Below are 16,090 nucleotides of genomic sequence, written 5' to 3'. Positions count from 1 at the left end.
AGACATCAGTTGAATAATTAATCCTCAACACAAATCAAAAAAAATTGAGATAATTAACATAAATAATCGGCAATTGTCCACAACCCAAAATCCCTCAAATAGTTGAGCAAAGGTACGCCATCTTCTACGGGTAAGTAAACAGAAGTGATTTGGGGATGAACGACCGCTTCGGCCAACTGAAGCATTGCCCCGATTTGTTGAGCCGCAAGCTAGTCCCCATTCAAAGTGTCTCGATATTTCCCCACATACAGCCAAGAACGAATGGCATCCATCGGATTTATTATATTTTTTCAGCTTACTTTAGCCTATCTTTAATTGATGTGAAAATTCAACCCGGAGATTCAATCAGATCCCCGAGTTGAAGCGATCGCATTCTTAAGTTTTTAACTCGACCTCAATCTTGGTAGAAAAGCCGTCGAAATCGGTGCTTAAAATTTCCCGACCCATTTAGGGAAAATAGGGACATTTCTCCGGAGAGGCTTCACAAACTTCTTCCACAAAATCCTCAAAGTTTTCTAAACGCTTCTTGCTGTTGCTATCATCAAACTGTTCTTGAAGCTGCTTCAGAATTTTATCCAAGGATATTTCTTTGAAGATTTTATCGGCTTTCAGGGGCTGTTTAGAAAAATTGTAATTGAGAAACTCGATTTTTGAATCGCCTTCAAGTTCGATGACCAATTTAAGATTGGCAAAAGGATTTTTACCTTCCTTGGTTAGCGGAAATGGAAAGCTCCAAGTTCCAGAGCCATCATTGCAAGCTCCAATTGGCCCGGTGAAGTTAATTCCCCCGAGATAGAAAGTCTCTCCATTCTCGATATCTTTTAAAGATTGGGACTCGGGGATAAAATTGTAGGGATGCTCATCAACAACGTTGTTGGCAGTATCCAACCATAAAAATCGCGAAGCCCTCATCACTTGTAAACCACAAAAATTGTCGGGGAATAGAACTTCCCCATCGTATGTGGGCAATTGGGGAAGAAACTGGGTCGGCAATGTAATTTCCGGCTGACCTTCAATGGTACGGCTAAAATCGACTAAAATGCGGTAATTCTGGCTTCCTAGCGTCCCCGACGTTAATTTGATGTAGGCCGGTAAAGTCGGGAAAGAGTCGGGGTCGGGTGAATCCGGGTTGGGGCGAGGAGGATTGGAGGAATTGTTCGGAGCGGTGTTTTCGGCCCAAACGCCCGCATAGCGATCGCCATTGGCAGTGGGATAATGTTCAAAATCAACTAAACGATAACCCTCGTCGCGGTATTCTTGCCAAAGATTGGCAAATTGAGTTTCAGTACGGTCCGAACGCACCACCCACGCGCTTCGGAGAACCGTCTTTTTCCCAGATGGCGGCGTAACGCTGACCATTGGGGGTTTGATAGGACTCAAAATCAACGACGTGAAATCCTTTACTCCCCCTTTCGTTGACTTCTTGTTGATACTTATTGCGATCCATGCCCCGCAGTTGCGCCCAGCTTATACCATCGCGGTTTTCTAACCAAATCGCCGCATAACGAAGACCGTTATTTGTCGGATAAACCTCGACATCAACTAAACGGAAACCGTTGGAACTTTGCTCTTGAAAAAACTTTCCGTAGGCTTCACTATCGAGGTTGCGTTTTGACGACCAGCGCAGGTTTTCTTTATTCTCAACCCAAATCCCGGCATAGCGCATTTGTCCGTTGACGAGATAGGCTTCAATATCGAAGGGTCGATAGCCTTTATCGCTATATTCTCGCCATTTGGCACCGTACTGTTCTGAAGTCAAGTCACGGTGTTCGGCCCAACCCCGCGTGTCGGTATTTTCCCTCCAAATCATCGAATAACGAAGATTACCGGAAATGGGATAGGCATCGATATCCGTCATCAGATAGCCTTGATTGCGATATTGGTCAAAATATTGGGAAAACTTGGCACTGGTAATGTCTCGATGAGAAGCCCAAGCCAGTTCTTGAGCGTCATTTAAAAGGGCTGCACTTGCGGGTGCAGAAGTCGAGAAACTCACTGTCGAAAAGGTGAATAAAGCAACAATGATCCACAACAAAATTCTCAGCATATTAAACTCCTTTGTCATCCAATTTAGGATGAGAAACACCCCCAATTTGAGCAAACTTTAATGAAATTGCCCAGTCGCATTTTTGAACTCCCCTATTCGGGCGACTTGCTAAAAACGGAACTTTAGTGATAGATCCAATTTAGACGGCATAATAGATATAATTAAGAGAGCATAGGAGTATTTCCGATGAGCAGAGCCAGAATAGAACCCGCAAGTGTTAGCAGAGACAAAAATTGGCGACCGTCTGGGCCGAAAGCTCCGGCTTTATTTCAGTTTATTAATTGGCTCGTTCGACCCTTTGAATACCTCGAAGAATGCGTCGGGCGGTACGGAGATATGTTTACGCTGAGGCTAGTTGGACTCCCTCCCTTAATATTTATTGCCAATCCCCGAGGAATTCAAGAAATTTTCAACGCCGATGCCCAATCTTTTGAGGTGGGAAAAACCAACGATTTAGCCCGTCCGATTTTGGGCGATCGCTCTTTAATTTTAATGGATGGTTCCCGTCACAAAAGAGAGCGAAAATTACTCATGCCCCCCTTTCATGGAGAGAAAGTTAAATCCTACGCCGAATCCATTTGTCAAATTACCGAAACGGTGACTTCGCGCTGGCAAATTAATCAATCCTTTATTGCTAGAAATGTCATGCAAGAAATTACCCTTAAGGTGATTATGCAAACCGTATTTGGATTTAATGAAGGGGAAAAATGCGAACAATTTCGCTCACTTCTTGCCGATTGGTTGGATTTGCTAGCCTCTCCACTGCGTTCAAGTTTTATTTTCTTAAAATTTCTACAAATTGATTGGGGAGCTTGGAGTCCTTGGGGGAATTTTATCCGAACCCGACAAAAAATTTACGACTTGCTGCAAGCTGAAATCGAAGACAGACGAACTCACCCGGAAAAACGGGGTGACGATATCCTCAGTTTAATGCTGGAAGTCACCGATGAAGACGGTCAACCCATGAGCGATGAACAGTTAAAAGATGAATTGATGACGCTGTTAGTCGCCGGACACGAAACCACCGCAACGAGTTTGGCTTGGGCATTTTATTGGCTGGAAAAATATCCCGATCTTAAAGAAAAACTGACTCAAGAAATTGAGAGTTTGGGTAAAAATCCCAACCCCATTGAGATTTCTCGCCTCCCCTATTTGACGGCAGTTTGTCAGGAAACCTTGCGACTTTATCCCATTGTACCGATTGCTTTTGCCCGAATTTCCAACCAGGATTTAGAAATAATGGGTCGTAAATTTCCGGCTGGGACAACGTTCGTTCCCTGTATTTATTCGACCCATCACCGAGAAGATTTGTATCCGAATTCCCAACAATTCCAACCCGAAAGATTTTTGCAACGCCAATATAGTCCTTACGAGTTTCTTCCGTTTGGGGGCGGGGTGAGGCTGTGTTTGGGTTATGCTTTGGCAATGTTGGAAATGAAGTTGGTTCTCGCTTCAATTTTATCTAAGTACAATTTAGAATTGGCGAGTCATCAACCGATTAAACCCATGCGTCGGGGCGGTACGCTTGCTCCCTCCAATGGAGTTCCTTTGGTTGTGAGAGGTTTTCGCTGATTGCGGGGGTCTTCGGTCTAAACTTCAAATCGCAAACAATCAGCCACATTGTCAGCGTAACAACAATCCAAACCATAACCGAGATGAAATCCATCCGCCGATTTTTTTTATTAATAGGATTGAGTGGTGTGATGGCAATGGGTTGCACATCCGACAATTCTCACCGTGATTTGAGCCGCTTAAGCGAAGTCTCTTCCCCAATTGCCAGAACTCCCGCATCTGAACCCACACCGTTACCAAAGCCAGAAACTTCGTCAACCCCAACCGAAACGGATATTTGGGAACAGATGCGACAAGGAAGGGGGTACGTCGTTGCAATGCGTCACGCTCAAACCGTTGCGGGAACGGGCGACCCGCCGGGATTTGAACTCGATAATTGTGCGACCCAACGCAACCTTTCACAAGCGGGTCGAGAACAGGCGACTCGCATCGGTCAAATCTTTCGCGCACGCCAAATTCCTATTCATCAGGTTTTATCGAGTCAATATTGTCGTTGTTTGGAGACGGCAGAACTGTTGAATTTAGGGGAAGTTGAGCAATTTCCCGCCTTGAATTCAACTTTTGAGGATCGCACCAATGAAACCGAACAAATTGCCCAAACTCGTCAGCAAATCGTGAACCATCAAAACACCTCTGGAGTCTTAATTATGGTGTCCCATTGGGCGAATATTCAAGCGCTCACCGGGGTGGGTCTGTCCCAAGCTGATAGCGTTGTCGTCAAAGCCAATTCTCAAGGAGAGTTGGAAATTGTGGGACAGATTGAAGGCTTGTAGAATTCAAGCTCCACCGTTTAGAAATTCCGGGAATTTAATTGGCTCTTAAATTTAATTTGTTAAACTCTCAAGAGTTCTAACAACGGATATATTGATGAAACTTGGTTCGGATGGCAATATTAATCATGCAACTGCCCATCAAGTTCCCCTGGGAATTGGGCAACGGAATACGGTGGTTGTTCGGTTTGTTGATTCCCACCACCGCCCTTTTTCTTGGTCGGCGATCGCAACCGGGTTATCAACTCAAGCTGATTTTCGACAACTGTGGAACCAAACTTGGGCAAATATTCCCTTCGACTTTCTTTGGCAACCCGTTCCGATTCATTCCCATTTTACCAGAACTCATCCTTTTTTCGCCATATTAATTCCTTCCTCTTTTGGCTCGGCTAATCCCGAACCCTATCAAGAATATCTTCAGAAGTTAAAACCCCACGAACAGGTGACGACATTCTCCAATTTGTCCGGCGATGCGTTGTTAGTGATACCCAAAGCCACAGGAAATTATGGTCATATTGCTGCTTTTTGTCGTTGGGCTTCTGTTGATTTGCAACAGGCTTTGTGGAAAAAAGTTGAAGAAATTGCTGACAAAGCGATTGAACAAGGGGATTCAATTTGGTGCAACACGCACGGTCACGGTGTTCGGTGGATGCACGTTCGTTTTGATTCTACTCTAAAGTATCTCACAATTTGATCGGCTCAAAGCATCAATAATCAAACCCAAACCCTGTGGTATGAAAATATTTACTCAGTTTATGAAAATTCCTAAGAGTATTTAAACCCAAAGGAACACTGAAAGAAGGAAATTTAATTCATTAATTAAACGAAGGTTAACAGGCTTGCTCTCAACTCGAATGACTGGATGACAACAATTCATTTTGAGTGACGGGCGTTCTTCTCAACGTATCTAAAGGAACCAAAAACTCTCCTTTTTGAACTTGGATATCCAGGGCATTCATTACAAATTTTACCTCTAAAAAACTCGCATCTTCGTAATCATTATCTTCGTAGTGTTTAATTTTTTCTTCCGTCAACCCGGCCAAGTCCGCCAATTCTTTCGGGCTTAATTTGGCTGCCATTCTAGCTTTGACTAAGATTTGGGGTAGATTCTCAATCTCCGAAAGTGTTAATACAATCGGGGTAAAGCTATCGTAAGAAATAAGGCTATAATATTCGGCGACTTCTGATTTTAATTTCTCAAGCTGGCTCAATAATGAAACTTTCATCAGTTCCCATCCATTGGGGTCATGACTTCGGCGAGTTTCATCCTGTTCGAGTGCCGCGATTGATTGCTCAAACTCTTTCACCAGTTGCCGGGTAAATTGATACTCTTGTTGAGTTTTGATCATGGGTTCCACCTCACTAAATCAATTGCAATGATACCTTTTATATTTTGCTGACGATCTCGCTGAAATAATTCAAAAGAATCCATTCCGTAGTTTCCGCGCTTGTTGCTCTGAGGGAAAAAGTTCACCTTTATATTGAGCTTTTTGTCCGGCGCGATCATAACAATTGAGCAATTTAGGGGCTTGACTTCTAAGATAGTTTATATCCACATCTTCGGTATCCCAACAAGCATCAAAATCTCCGGGGTCGGGTTTAATGGTAACAAAGCTACCGTCGATGTAAATTGTTCGGCAACCTGCGATTTTAAGTTGTTCCATTGCTTTTCGCAGTCCGCTCATTAAACGCAATCTTAGATCGTTGGTTCCAAATCGCTCTACAAACTCCTCCCACTCACAAAAATGCACTCCTGGGGGTAGATTTCCATTCTCATCAAACTCCGGAATCACGTCCTCACATCCACAGTAGAAATTAATTGCAGTCCCTTTTAACTTTACCATATCTGTTCTCTACCCCTACCTGAACGGGGGAAAGATATAATAATACCTTGGCCGTTACAGTTCAACTCGCTCAAGCTTTAGTGGATTCACCTAATCGCAATGTTAATATTCGATTAATTTTAGAAGGTGGAGAAACTGTCAATAGTTTAATTGGAGAAAAAACCGTCGCTGCTTGGGATTGGATTTATTCAGAACATTAAACGAATCTCATGTCGATTGATGAGAATAATCCGCAGTCAAGACCGGATTTTCTGGCTTTGCAGGTGCGACCCTAGACTTCCCCCGCGATTCATCTGGGGGAGTCTGTCAAAATCTGTTGAGAAGCGACCTTTTAATACCAAATCCGGTTTTCAAAGCTTACTTACAGTGATTGACAAAATCTGTTTTTAGCAAATATCTCGGCTTGACCCCACAAGCAATCATTCAGGGTTTAGTTCCGTTGGCATTTTAGGTGTTACCATAGCGGAGGTTGGACTCCCCTTGACTCCATTTTCCTTTGCTGTTCTGCGCTTGGAAGCTTCCATCCTTATCTGTTATGGATTGTAGCGGTCTAGGGTTGTCTAACGGGTGAAAGGTCAACAAAAAATTTTTCTTCAAAATTCATAAAATTGACATCTTTAACTGATAGAGAAGTTAGATGTTCCATTCACCCGGAATAACTTTCTAACCAATCCACTCGATTTTTAAGGTTAATCTATGAAAAGTTTAAAAGAAAAAGCTCTCGATAAAATTTTGTTAGGAGTCGGATTAAAGTTAATTCCTTTAGCAAGCTTTGGATTTCTAATAGAAATATATCCTGAATTATCAGATAGTTCTGATTCTGTTGTAAGTTTAGTTTTGAGTTTATTCGTTTTCATTTCGTGTTTGATCGGATATATATTTTTCATTAAAGGATGTTGTCTCTATATCAAAAGTAAAGGTTATTCTTCTAACTGGGGATGGTTAGGAATATTAAGTTTGTTGATTTTACCTATTTTCTTTTTTATCCCTTCTCGGCTTGAGCAATTTTCTGTTCAATCTGAGAACTTAGAAAATAAACTTTTTGAGCGAATCAATATTCCCGAAATATCATTATTTATATTTTTGGGAATGTCTTTGTTAATCTATTTTTTCTTGGAAATTTTGTTTTCTTTCAATACTTTACAAGAATCTCTTTTGATAGGAAACTCCTCTGAACTATTTATTCAGTTGGCTTGGGGATTGGTTTTGTTGGCCAAAATGAAAGAATTAAGATTTGATTTTAATAAAATTATCGGGTTTCATAATTCAATTAATTTGAAATTAGTTTTAATCATCAGTATTATGATGTATGCTTTGTTTCGGGGCTTAAATTCTTTAATGTTATATCAGCTATCGTTTATTTTTCCAAAATATGTAGAATCTTTTCTGAACCAAAAAAATTATACTAATATTTTAGAGATGATCTTGTGGAGTTTTTCAGTTATCTTATTGGCTCCTCTGCTAGAAGAATTATTGTTTCGAGGAATAATTTTGCAAAAATGGGCGATGAAATGGGGAATCAAAACAGGTATTATAGCTTCATCGTTATTCTTTGCCATTATTCATTTTCGATTCGACATTATTTCTTTATTTGTTATCGGGATAATTTTATCAATTTTGTACTTTAAAACTCACAATTTAATGACTCCAATTTTGGTTCATCTTTTCTATAACACTCTGGTTGTAATTTTAAATGCAATCCATTTTTTAACCACACCAATAAATGAAAGGGATGCGTTTATTTCCGTTGAAAAATATCAAGATTTGATTCAGCCTTTGTTAAGTCAAAGATTTTTTCTAGTAGCTGTTTCTGCTCCTTTTCTAATTTATTTTATCTACAAAAACTTTCCTAAAAATAATGTAACTATTCCTTATTATGCTAAGTCGGCTAAAATTCTTGAAACGGAGTAACGATTGAGAAGGGATAAATGATTGTATAGCGATTCTAAATGATTTATGAAAAAAACAGTCTGAGGTTTAGTAAAATAATATCATCAAACTAGACAAGAGGTAAAAATGACAACGATAGATTCGAGGCGAAGCTGAAGATTCCATAAAGATTCTCGAAGAGTATATTAAAGGGAATCCAAAAACTCAAGAACTGAAGAGAGCATTGGCGGTCAAATTGGTGCTAGAAAAATATCGGTATGAAAAAATACAGCAAATTCTATCAGTGTCATTGGGATTTATTAGCAAGTGGTATATAGCCTTTAATCGGGGAGGAGTAGAAGCATTAAAATCAGCGTATAAAGGAAAAAATGGCTATTTAAGTTCAAGAGAGAAGCCAGAATTTTATTAATTTGGGATGGAGCTAGTTATCATAGGGGACAAGTAATGAAAGACTTTTTAAATCAACATAATTATGAGTGGACATCTGCTCAATGGAAAATAACTTGTTGTAGATTTGCTCCTTATTCCCCTCAAGAAAATCCAGTAGAAGCCATTTGGCTACAGCTAAAAACTTTGCTGAGAAGGCTTTATCGCTTTGGGAAGCGTTTTGCAATTGTCAAGCGTTTATTTAAGCTTTTTGCTGATTTAAAACTGTTTAATCTTCCTGATTTTAAAAACTATGATGCGTTTTCACAATTCATTTAGGTTTGCTATATACTCTGGCTAATAGAATAGTTTTGTTATTTACTAAATTCGCGGCAAATCGGCAAATTATGAAACAATTTTTATTAATACCTTTTGCCATTATAGGAGGGGGGTTTCTAATGATTACTCTAACCTGGTCACCAAAATGCCTAGAGTCTGAACTAGGTGATACCATATCATTTGGCTACTCATTAGCCCTTAACAAAGATTATTTAGCTGTTGGCGATCCTGAAGCTAATCGTGTTGTTCTCTATCACCGTGACACCAAAGGTGACTGGTCAAGAATACGCGAAATTCTTCCGCCCAAAGGTTCTACTGCTAAGAAAGTTAGAGCGGGTTTTGGATATGACCTAGCTATAGATGAAGATATGCTAGTTATTGGTGCATATTTAGAACAACATAAAGCGGCTAACACTGAAGCTTTTCAGTGGACAAACCAATTAGAAGTATCATTTTCTGGAGGTGTGTATAAAGTTGTACTTGGCAAGGAGACTGAAGTACAGCGCGTTGATACGCTTGCTGAAGGAGAAATTGCAGGTTTCTCTGTTTCTGTAGATAATGGTCAGATTGCTTTTGGTATTAAACGTGAAGTGAAACCTGGCATTTGGATGGGCTTAGTTGGTCTAATTGGGGACAACTTAAAAAGAATTACACCCCCGACAGACTCTTCCGCTCAACATTTTGGTGTGGATGTTGCAATTAGCAATAATCTACTTTTAGTGGGTGCGCCGTTTGATGATACGGGGGCAGCTTGGCTATTCAACTTGCAAAAATCTGATAGCTTGCCCCAACGCTTAACAATTCCAGATGTCCGTATTGGCAGTGCTGTTGCAATTTCCGATAAATTTGCTGTGGTTAGTGGGGTTGGATCGGTCGGCGCTTATACAACAGATTCAAAAACGCTGATATTGACTATTAAAGACAGTTCTACTACTGTTGTTAACAGTTTTGGTGATCTTTCTTTAGATAATAATTTCTTAGCAGTAACACGTAGCCAGTCAGGTGATGGTGAACAACCCGCCCAATTAGATCTGTTTGACCTCAGTGTGGAGGCGACACCTCGTTTGGTTGACCAACGCAAGGGGATTTATCCGGCTCAAGTTCATGACAACACTTTGATTAGTGTTCAAGAGTCTACCTCTGGCAACCAGGTCTGTATCGAGCAAGGTATCCAATAAGTTTACTGTTATTAATTTGTTGTCATCTACTAATTTATTAAGGATCAGGGGGTACTGAAGAAATGACTGTTATTGGTCTTGATAGTCGGCAAGTTATTACAACATTTGGAGTATTTCCATTTTCTACAGTCACAACTGTGGATATTCAAACCCCTATCGGCCCAGGGTATGGTACTGGAATCACAATAAGCCCAAACCATATAATAACCGCAGGTCACAATGTTTACGACACTCAAAATAATCAGACGGCAAACCAGCTACGCACGACAATCAGCGTTAACGAAAATGCGTTGAACTCCAGGGATATTGGAAACCCCAACGATCCTCCTGCGAATGTCACAAGTGTAAATTTCCTAGCGAGTTACCGTAATACAGAACAACCAGAAGATGACATTGCACTATTTACAACAAGCGATGCTCCACTGACTGCAAATAATGTCGTGGGTCTAATTGCGTTTGTTAATCCTGAGTCCGCAGAAGGTCTGACAATTGATACAGGAGGCTATCCAGGTGACAACGTTGAGAGTAATATACCTGGCAACAGCGGAGTTCGAGGACGTGATTTGGTTCGCTCACCAGGAACAGCAGATTCTCCAGGAGAGATTGAGGACACAAGCGGCAGGCGCTTTTTTTACTCCTCTGATGTTGATACTTTTGGAGGTCAAAGTGGAAGCGGTGTTTGGCATACCTTAGAGGGAGACAGTATTCCTCGGGTTCTGGGTGTACATACTCAAGGTGTAATCAGTTCCGGTGATTCTTTTATAGATTTTATACTTGGCAAAAGAAACAGTGGTGTTCTGATCACAACAGATATTTATGACATGATTGTTGCCCAGATGGAAGCTGACTCTGGAACAACAAACGCCAATGATTTGCCAGAAAATGCCATTATTGGCTCAGATTCTAGCTTTTTCTCCTTTCTGGGTTTAGATAATAGTGGCAACGATACGATTAGAGGATCTTATCGAAAAGAACGTATTATTGGCCGGGGCGGCGATGATAGGATATTTGGAGGTGGCGCGAATGACCGCTTAGAGGGGGGTGATGGGGTTGATCAGGCACTTTTCTCCGATCTTTTTACCAACTACAGTTTTAATATTACCGATCCAACCCAGCAAGCTTTTGAGTTTGAGCATACTGGTGGTAGCGGGGCTGATGGTACGGATACCACTCAAGATATTGAGTTTGGGGTTTTTGAATTTGTTGATAGTGATAAAGATGGTCGGGACGATGATAATAATTTATTCTTTGTTCCGCTTCAGGTTGACCCTAACGATGATACAAAATTAAAGGACGGACCGGAAATCACGCCTGAAGTCGATATCCTCGATAGCCAAAACAACAAAATTGGAAGCATTACGGTAGAATCCCCAGCCTGGATGTTCGATGGCGACGTGGACTATACTCTAACACTCGGTTCTGAACTGGACACTCTCTTTAATTTTGCTTACATTATTGATGTATCTGGCAGTGTTAGGGGAAGACCGCTTCGAGAAGCTCAAAATGCCTATATCACGTTGACGAATTCCTTGATTGATCGGGGTGTTGCTAATAATAGTCGTTTTGCTGTCATACCGTTCTCTTCGAGTGCATCTTTGTTGGGTCCGTTAGATCCCGATGAAACCATTGCTTCTATTCAAGACTTGAGTGCTGGTGGTTCGACCAACTTTAATGCAGCCCTTGCCGAAGCCACCGAATTTTTTTCTGAATTAGGAGTATCAGGTACATCCAATATTGCTTACTTCTTATCCGATGGAGATCCGACAACAGGAGGAAGTAATTTTAGAGACAATGCAGCAGATCTCCAATCTGTTGCTGATGTTCGCGCCTTTGGAATTGGTAGCGTTGATATTAATAATCTGAATATTATAGATTCGGATTCTGCCGAGTTCCTTTCTGATCCCTCAGATTTGGACGACGCATTTACCGCAGCAACAATCGACCGAAATACTATCGAACGTATTGATGTTAAACTCGCTGGCAACATCGTCGATACCATTACGCCGGAAGAACTGATCGAAGATACCTTGGGGCTTCGGTTTGAAGGAACCCTTGATGGATTAGAAGTGACACGCACCGCAGAAAATGAAATCGTTTTTGATGTGGTGTTCAATAACGGTACTCCTACCGCTTCTTTGAGTTACAAAATTACAACAGGCCAGGAACAAGTGACCCAACAAACAGATGAGGGAACAGAAGTTCTTACCATCTTTAGTGTCAATCAAGCTGATTTTGTTGGCTCTCCAGAAAGTGAAAGGATTATTGGTAATGATCTTGATAATATTATCGATGGTGGAGATGGCAATAATACCTTAATCGGCAACGGGGGAAATGACCGTTTTATCCTTTCTGGTAGAATTAATCTGGTTGATGGGGGTGCAGGTATTGATACCGTTGAGATCAACATGGATCAAGCGGAAGTGGGTGAGATTTCAAAAACTGGAAACATTATTAATATTGGGTCTGACATTACTTTGTTGAATGTAGAGTTCATTGAATTTAGTGATGTTCGATTCAGCGCTGATACTTTAGCAGTAACGCCTACTTTATCTTTGACTGAAACTGCAATATCCATCACCGAGGGAGATTCCGATTCAAATCAAGCCATATTCACCATCAATTTATCCGATGCCGCGCCTGAAGATGTAGTCATTGACTTTACAACCCGCTCAAATAATGCAGATGCAGGTGATGACTTTGTTGAGATGACAGGTCAGCTTGTGATTGCCGAGGGTGAAACTTCAGGTCAAATTGCTGTAGAGATACTGGATGATGCAGATGTTGAAGGGAACGAACTTATATACTTAGATCTCACAGTCATTTCTGGTAGCACGTTTAGTGATGGTTCAATTGAAAAATCGGCAGGAATTAATATTGTTGATAACGATAGTACCATCACTGTGCCAATTATTGCAGATGATTTAACTGTGATTGAGGGCGATCCTAATTTTGAATCAACACTCACACTCACACTTGAACGTTTTGGTAGCTTAAGTGAGAGAGACTCGATTCAGGTAGAGGTTGTACCTGCTGGCAGTAATCCGGCTCAGGCATCTGATTTTCTTAACGGTTTTTCTTCTATTGAGGTTACTTTCGCACCAGATGAAAGTATAAAAATAGTTGATATTCCTATCACTCCAGATGAAGAAATTGAGGAGAGTGAAACATTTGGGGTTAAGCTCACTAAGGTTTCTGGCTCGGCTTCGATTTCCAATGAAGAGATTATTTTTACTATACTTGATGAGGATATTTTAGGTGATGCAGCCAACGATCAAAATACTAATTTTACAATCATAAACTCCGAACCTGAGCAGCCTTCTGATTCGGATACAATTATTAACCCTAGCGACAACGATGATGAATTAATTGGCACGGATAGTCGTGAAACTCTTGATGGCTTTTTAGGAAACGACACTATATTTGGTTTGGGTGGTGAAGATAATCTTTTGGGAGGAGCGGGTAATGATGTACTGTATGGCAACCCAGGTAGAGATTTACTAGATGGTGGTGAAGATAATGACTTACTGTTTGGTGGGAAAGAAGATGACACTTTAGTTGGAAATACCAATTCGGATGTTCTTTATGGTGACTTAGGAAATGATTGGCATAACGGTAATCAGGGTGCTGACCAAATTCTTGGAGGAGAAGGTGAAGATACTCTCTATGGTGGCAAAGACAATGATTCTCTTGTAGGAGGTCGAGGAAGCGATATCCTCTATGGTGACAGAGGAAATGACACTCTAGTGGGTGTTGACTCTAATACATCTAGTGCAGGTCTTGATGAAATTGATACCTTAATCGGTGGTGAAGATGCTGATATTTATGTCTTAGGGGATAGCATCCAATCTTATTACAAGGATGAGGTCAGTTCAGGATTTGATGATTATGCTGTGATTCGTGATTTCGAGGTCACTCAGGATATGATTCAGTTAAAAGGTAATCTTGAAGACTACCGCTTTGATAACCAGCCTGGTGGCAGTACAGCGTTGTTTTATCAAGCTAATGGCCAGGAAGATTTAATTGCAGTCATAGAGGGAATTTCTTCTTCCGATTTGGATGAGCAGTCTTTCAGTTTTGTATAGGTATTGTGGATCTGCAATTATCAATCAAATCACAACAAATGAAGCCCCAAAAATTACTCTAGCAATCTATTGGGGTTTTATTGTTTAATTCTTCTTTCAAAACAAATAAATCTGTTAATTCACAATGGTATTTTAATCATTAGTATTTTAATTATTTTTTTTAAAAACCTTTGTGACTCTTGAAACATTTGGCGATCGCTTTCTTCCAAGAAGTCAAGGATAGTAATCAATGTAAGAATTCCACGGGATATCTCAAGAAAGCTTTGATTGAAGGGTAGTTCAAAGAAATTGCATAATTTTCTGTGTTGTGACAGATAGAGAAAAGTGAGCATCAATTGCCACTCTATTCAAACAGGAGAATTCTATAATGGTTTTAACATCCGATATATCTACATTACGTTTAATTGGTGATGCTAGTTCTGAAAATGCGTTGATCACCTCTCAGCAAACGACAGATTTTCCAGGCGGCATTTTTATGTTAGAAGGAGATGACACTGTTACAGGTTCATTCTCAAATGACTTGATTTTTGGCAATCAAGGAGAAGACTTTATTGTTGGCGGTTTTGGAGGAGATGACACGATCTATGGAGGTCAAGGAAAAGATTTCTTAGGTAGTGGCGCAGGTAATGGTCTTGTGTTGGGTAACTTGGATAATGATTGGGTCATTGGGAGTGCAGGAAACAACCAACTTTTTGGTGGTCAAGGAAGTGATTTCATTGCAGGAGAGGGAGGCGGAAATGATACGTTATCGGGAGATTTAGGGCGAGATTATATCGTAGGAAGAAATCTACCAATCACTGATACTGACCGCAAGCTATATTTACTTCAAGCTGAACCTAACGTTTTAAATATTAATAGTGCCGATCTAATCGTCAATTTTTTAGTCGGAGTTGATCAATTGGGTTTAACTGGAGGATTAACCCCTAACAACATTGCTTTAGAAGAAATCCAAAATGTTCCAATTACATTCAGCTTTGATGGAAATCAAGCTTTTGAAGATTTGCTGAATCTACTCGATCCAAGTTTAGGTTCAATCTTCTCAGGATTAAATCGTCCGGTATCTGGAACCTTAATTCGAGAGGCTTCCACAGGTACAATGATTGCAGTTGTTGAGAATACCACTCCCGAACAACTTCAATCTAGCTTTATTACAGTTTAATTCATCGCAAACCAACTAGGAGTCAAAGTCTCTAATTCTAGTTTGCCCTAATCAAGTGTTCGGTTTTCTGCATTTGATCAACGGTTTTTGAGGGTGAGGAAAATAATCTATTGCTGTACGGTTCTCTCCAATTCCACCTGCTAAATTGCTGTTGCATCATAGTGAATGTAATCAATAGTTAATCATTTATTCGACACTTCAAGGAGAGCAATTAATATGATGTTAGCTTACAACCCCTTTGCCGAAATGGAAAGAATGCAGCGTGAATTTGACCGTGTTTTCAACTCCCCTGTAACATCCCGTTGGACTCCGGCGATTGAACTGCAAGAAACTCCCGACAGCTACGTTCTCAGAGCATTCCTCCCCGGTTTGGATAGCGAAGCACTGAACATTGAAGCGGCTAAGAAAGCGATCGCCATCTCCGGTAAAACCAACCGTCCCGAACTAGATGAAGGCCACAAATATCTTTACTCGGAATTCCCATCGGGTGAGTTTCGCCGGGTGATTAATCTGCCGGAAGCTATTGCCCACACTGAAGTTAAAGCAGACTACGCCGATAGTGTATTGACGGTCACGATGCCCAAAGCACCCGAAACTGTTAACCGTGTAGTGAAAGTAAGTCTAACGAATGTTGAACAACCTCAACTGGGTGAAGCAAATTAATAACTTTAAAACTTCTCAATAAAATGAGAGCCTCGGTAATGCCGGGGCTTTTTTGTGTTAAGGGTCTTGTTATAGCGAGTTAGAAATCAAACTTTTTCGTCTCTATTGAAACCTCTCTCTGTTGAGTAAGAGCTTATGCGATTTCAATATATTCCCGCAAAACAAAAACCCTTCTATTCA

At 40.7% G+C, this 16,090-nt stretch carries 16 protein-coding genes; 11 read left to right on the top strand and 5 right to left on the bottom strand.

Annotated features, from left to right (window positions below; translation table 11 throughout):
- Window positions 1-53: 53 nt before the first annotated feature.
- From ACL6C3_RS13635 to ACL6C3_RS13625, 3 genes are all read right to left on the bottom strand, one after another.
- Entirely contained in the window at window positions 54-185 is a 132-nt protein-coding gene (locus ACL6C3_RS13635) for a hypothetical protein (RefSeq protein ID WP_413167731.1), read from the bottom strand.
- 262 nt (window positions 186-447) lie between these two features.
- Complete coding sequence (locus ACL6C3_RS13630) at window positions 448-1,305, bottom strand: hypothetical protein (protein WP_413167730.1); 858 nt, start codon at window positions 1,303-1,305, stop codon at window positions 448-450.
- Complete coding sequence (locus ACL6C3_RS13625; protein ID WP_413167729.1) at window positions 1,283-2,047, bottom strand: hypothetical protein; 765 nt, start codon at window positions 2,045-2,047, stop codon at window positions 1,283-1,285. Before ACL6C3_RS13625 ends, ACL6C3_RS13630 begins: the two co-directional genes overlap by 23 nt.
- A gap of 186 nt (window positions 2,048-2,233) precedes the next feature.
- Between ACL6C3_RS13625 and ACL6C3_RS13620 the strand changes: the two genes are divergently transcribed.
- From ACL6C3_RS13620 to ACL6C3_RS13610, 3 genes are all read left to right on the top strand, one after another.
- Window positions 2,234-3,619, top strand: a complete 1,386-nt coding sequence (locus ACL6C3_RS13620) for a cytochrome P450 (RefSeq protein WP_413167728.1) — start codon at window positions 2,234-2,236, stop codon at window positions 3,617-3,619.
- An 83-nt stretch (window positions 3,620-3,702) separates the two neighbouring features.
- Window positions 3,703-4,392, top strand: a complete 690-nt coding sequence (locus ACL6C3_RS13615; RefSeq protein WP_413167726.1) for a histidine phosphatase family protein — start codon at window positions 3,703-3,705, stop codon at window positions 4,390-4,392.
- Window positions 4,393-4,486: 94 nt separating this feature from the next.
- Window positions 4,487-5,083 (top strand): DUF6940 family protein, encoded by a 597-nt coding sequence (locus ACL6C3_RS13610; protein WP_413167725.1) that lies wholly within the window; start codon window positions 4,487-4,489, stop codon window positions 5,081-5,083.
- 151 nt (window positions 5,084-5,234) lie between these two features.
- Here the strand turns inward: ACL6C3_RS13610 and ACL6C3_RS13605 are convergent, their stop codons facing one another.
- On the bottom strand, window positions 5,235-5,738 hold the full coding sequence (locus ACL6C3_RS13605; protein WP_413167724.1) for a DNA-binding protein: 504 nt from the start codon (window positions 5,736-5,738) through the stop codon (window positions 5,235-5,237).
- A gap of 69 nt (window positions 5,739-5,807) precedes the next feature.
- Complete coding sequence (locus tag ACL6C3_RS13600; protein ID WP_413167722.1) at window positions 5,808-6,233, bottom strand: DUF6932 family protein; 426 nt, start codon at window positions 6,231-6,233, stop codon at window positions 5,808-5,810.
- Window positions 6,234-6,280: 47 nt separating this feature from the next.
- Between ACL6C3_RS13600 and ACL6C3_RS13595 the strand changes: the two genes are divergently transcribed.
- The 8 genes from ACL6C3_RS13595 to ACL6C3_RS13560 all read left to right on the top strand — a co-directional run bounded on the left by ACL6C3_RS13595 (window position 6,281) and on the right by ACL6C3_RS13560 (window position 15,910).
- On the top strand, window positions 6,281-6,433 hold the full coding sequence (locus ACL6C3_RS13595) for a hypothetical protein (protein WP_413167721.1): 153 nt from the start codon (window positions 6,281-6,283) through the stop codon (window positions 6,431-6,433).
- Between the two features lie 496 nt (window positions 6,434-6,929).
- Window positions 6,930-8,144: a CPBP family intramembrane glutamic endopeptidase gene (locus tag ACL6C3_RS13590; protein WP_413167719.1), complete on the top strand. Its 1,215-nt coding sequence runs from the start codon at window positions 6,930-6,932 to the stop codon at window positions 8,142-8,144.
- A 217-nt stretch (window positions 8,145-8,361) separates the two neighbouring features.
- On the top strand, window positions 8,362-8,532 hold the full coding sequence (locus ACL6C3_RS13585) for a hypothetical protein (protein ID WP_413167718.1): 171 nt from the start codon (window positions 8,362-8,364) through the stop codon (window positions 8,530-8,532).
- A gap of 35 nt (window positions 8,533-8,567) precedes the next feature.
- Window positions 8,568-8,828: a transposase gene (locus ACL6C3_RS13580; RefSeq protein ID WP_413167717.1), complete on the top strand. Its 261-nt coding sequence runs from the start codon at window positions 8,568-8,570 to the stop codon at window positions 8,826-8,828.
- Window positions 8,829-8,896: 68 nt separating this feature from the next.
- Entirely contained in the window at window positions 8,897-10,006 is a 1,110-nt protein-coding gene (locus ACL6C3_RS13575) for an FG-GAP repeat protein (protein ID WP_413167716.1), read from the top strand.
- Between the two features lie 62 nt (window positions 10,007-10,068).
- Window positions 10,069-14,088, top strand: a complete 4,020-nt coding sequence (locus ACL6C3_RS13570; RefSeq protein ID WP_413167715.1) for a Calx-beta domain-containing protein — start codon at window positions 10,069-10,071, stop codon at window positions 14,086-14,088.
- Window positions 14,089-14,455: 367 nt separating this feature from the next.
- Entirely contained in the window at window positions 14,456-15,247 is a 792-nt protein-coding gene (locus ACL6C3_RS13565) for a calcium-binding protein (protein WP_413167714.1), read from the top strand.
- Window positions 15,248-15,463: 216 nt separating this feature from the next.
- Window positions 15,464-15,910 (top strand): Hsp20/alpha crystallin family protein, encoded by a 447-nt coding sequence (locus ACL6C3_RS13560; RefSeq protein WP_413167712.1) that lies wholly within the window; start codon window positions 15,464-15,466, stop codon window positions 15,908-15,910.
- Window positions 15,911-16,090 lie beyond the last annotated feature (180 nt).

Source organism: Capilliphycus salinus ALCB114379 (assembly GCF_047276495.1).
Classification (GTDB): Bacteria; Cyanobacteriota; Cyanobacteriia; order Cyanobacteriales; family Microcoleaceae; genus Capilliphycus; species Capilliphycus salinus.
Note: the sequence above shows the minus strand (reverse complement) of the source record. Positions and strands in the feature narration are given on the sequence as shown.

Excerpts from the sequence above, each read along its gene's own strand:
- ACL6C3_RS13635 (WP_413167731.1), bottom strand. The coding sequence starts at position 185 with ATGCTTCAGTTGGCCGAAGCGGTCGTTCATCCCCAAATCACTTCTGTT.
- ACL6C3_RS13625 (WP_413167729.1), bottom strand. The coding sequence starts at position 2,047 with ATGCTGAGAATTTTGTTGTGGATCATTGTTGCTTTATTCACCTTTTCG.
- ACL6C3_RS13620 (WP_413167728.1), top strand. The coding sequence starts at position 2,234 with ATGAGCAGAGCCAGAATAGAACCCGCAAGTGTTAGCAGAGACAAAAAT.
- ACL6C3_RS13615 (WP_413167726.1), top strand. The coding sequence starts at position 3,703 with ATGAAATCCATCCGCCGATTTTTTTTATTAATAGGATTGAGTGGTGTG.
- ACL6C3_RS13610 (WP_413167725.1), top strand. The coding sequence starts at position 4,487 with ATGAAACTTGGTTCGGATGGCAATATTAATCATGCAACTGCCCATCAA.
- ACL6C3_RS13605 (WP_413167724.1), bottom strand. The coding sequence starts at position 5,738 with ATGATCAAAACTCAACAAGAGTATCAATTTACCCGGCAACTGGTGAAA.
- ACL6C3_RS13600 (WP_413167722.1), bottom strand. The coding sequence starts at position 6,233 with ATGGTAAAGTTAAAAGGGACTGCAATTAATTTCTACTGTGGATGTGAG.
- ACL6C3_RS13590 (WP_413167719.1), top strand. The coding sequence starts at position 6,930 with ATGAAAAGTTTAAAAGAAAAAGCTCTCGATAAAATTTTGTTAGGAGTC.
- ACL6C3_RS13580 (WP_413167717.1), top strand. The coding sequence starts at position 8,568 with ATGAAAGACTTTTTAAATCAACATAATTATGAGTGGACATCTGCTCAA.
- ACL6C3_RS13575 (WP_413167716.1), top strand. The coding sequence starts at position 8,897 with ATGAAACAATTTTTATTAATACCTTTTGCCATTATAGGAGGGGGGTTT.
- ACL6C3_RS13570 (WP_413167715.1), top strand. The coding sequence starts at position 10,069 with ATGACTGTTATTGGTCTTGATAGTCGGCAAGTTATTACAACATTTGGA.
- ACL6C3_RS13565 (WP_413167714.1), top strand. The coding sequence starts at position 14,456 with ATGGTTTTAACATCCGATATATCTACATTACGTTTAATTGGTGATGCT.
- ACL6C3_RS13560 (WP_413167712.1), top strand. The coding sequence starts at position 15,464 with ATGATGTTAGCTTACAACCCCTTTGCCGAAATGGAAAGAATGCAGCGT.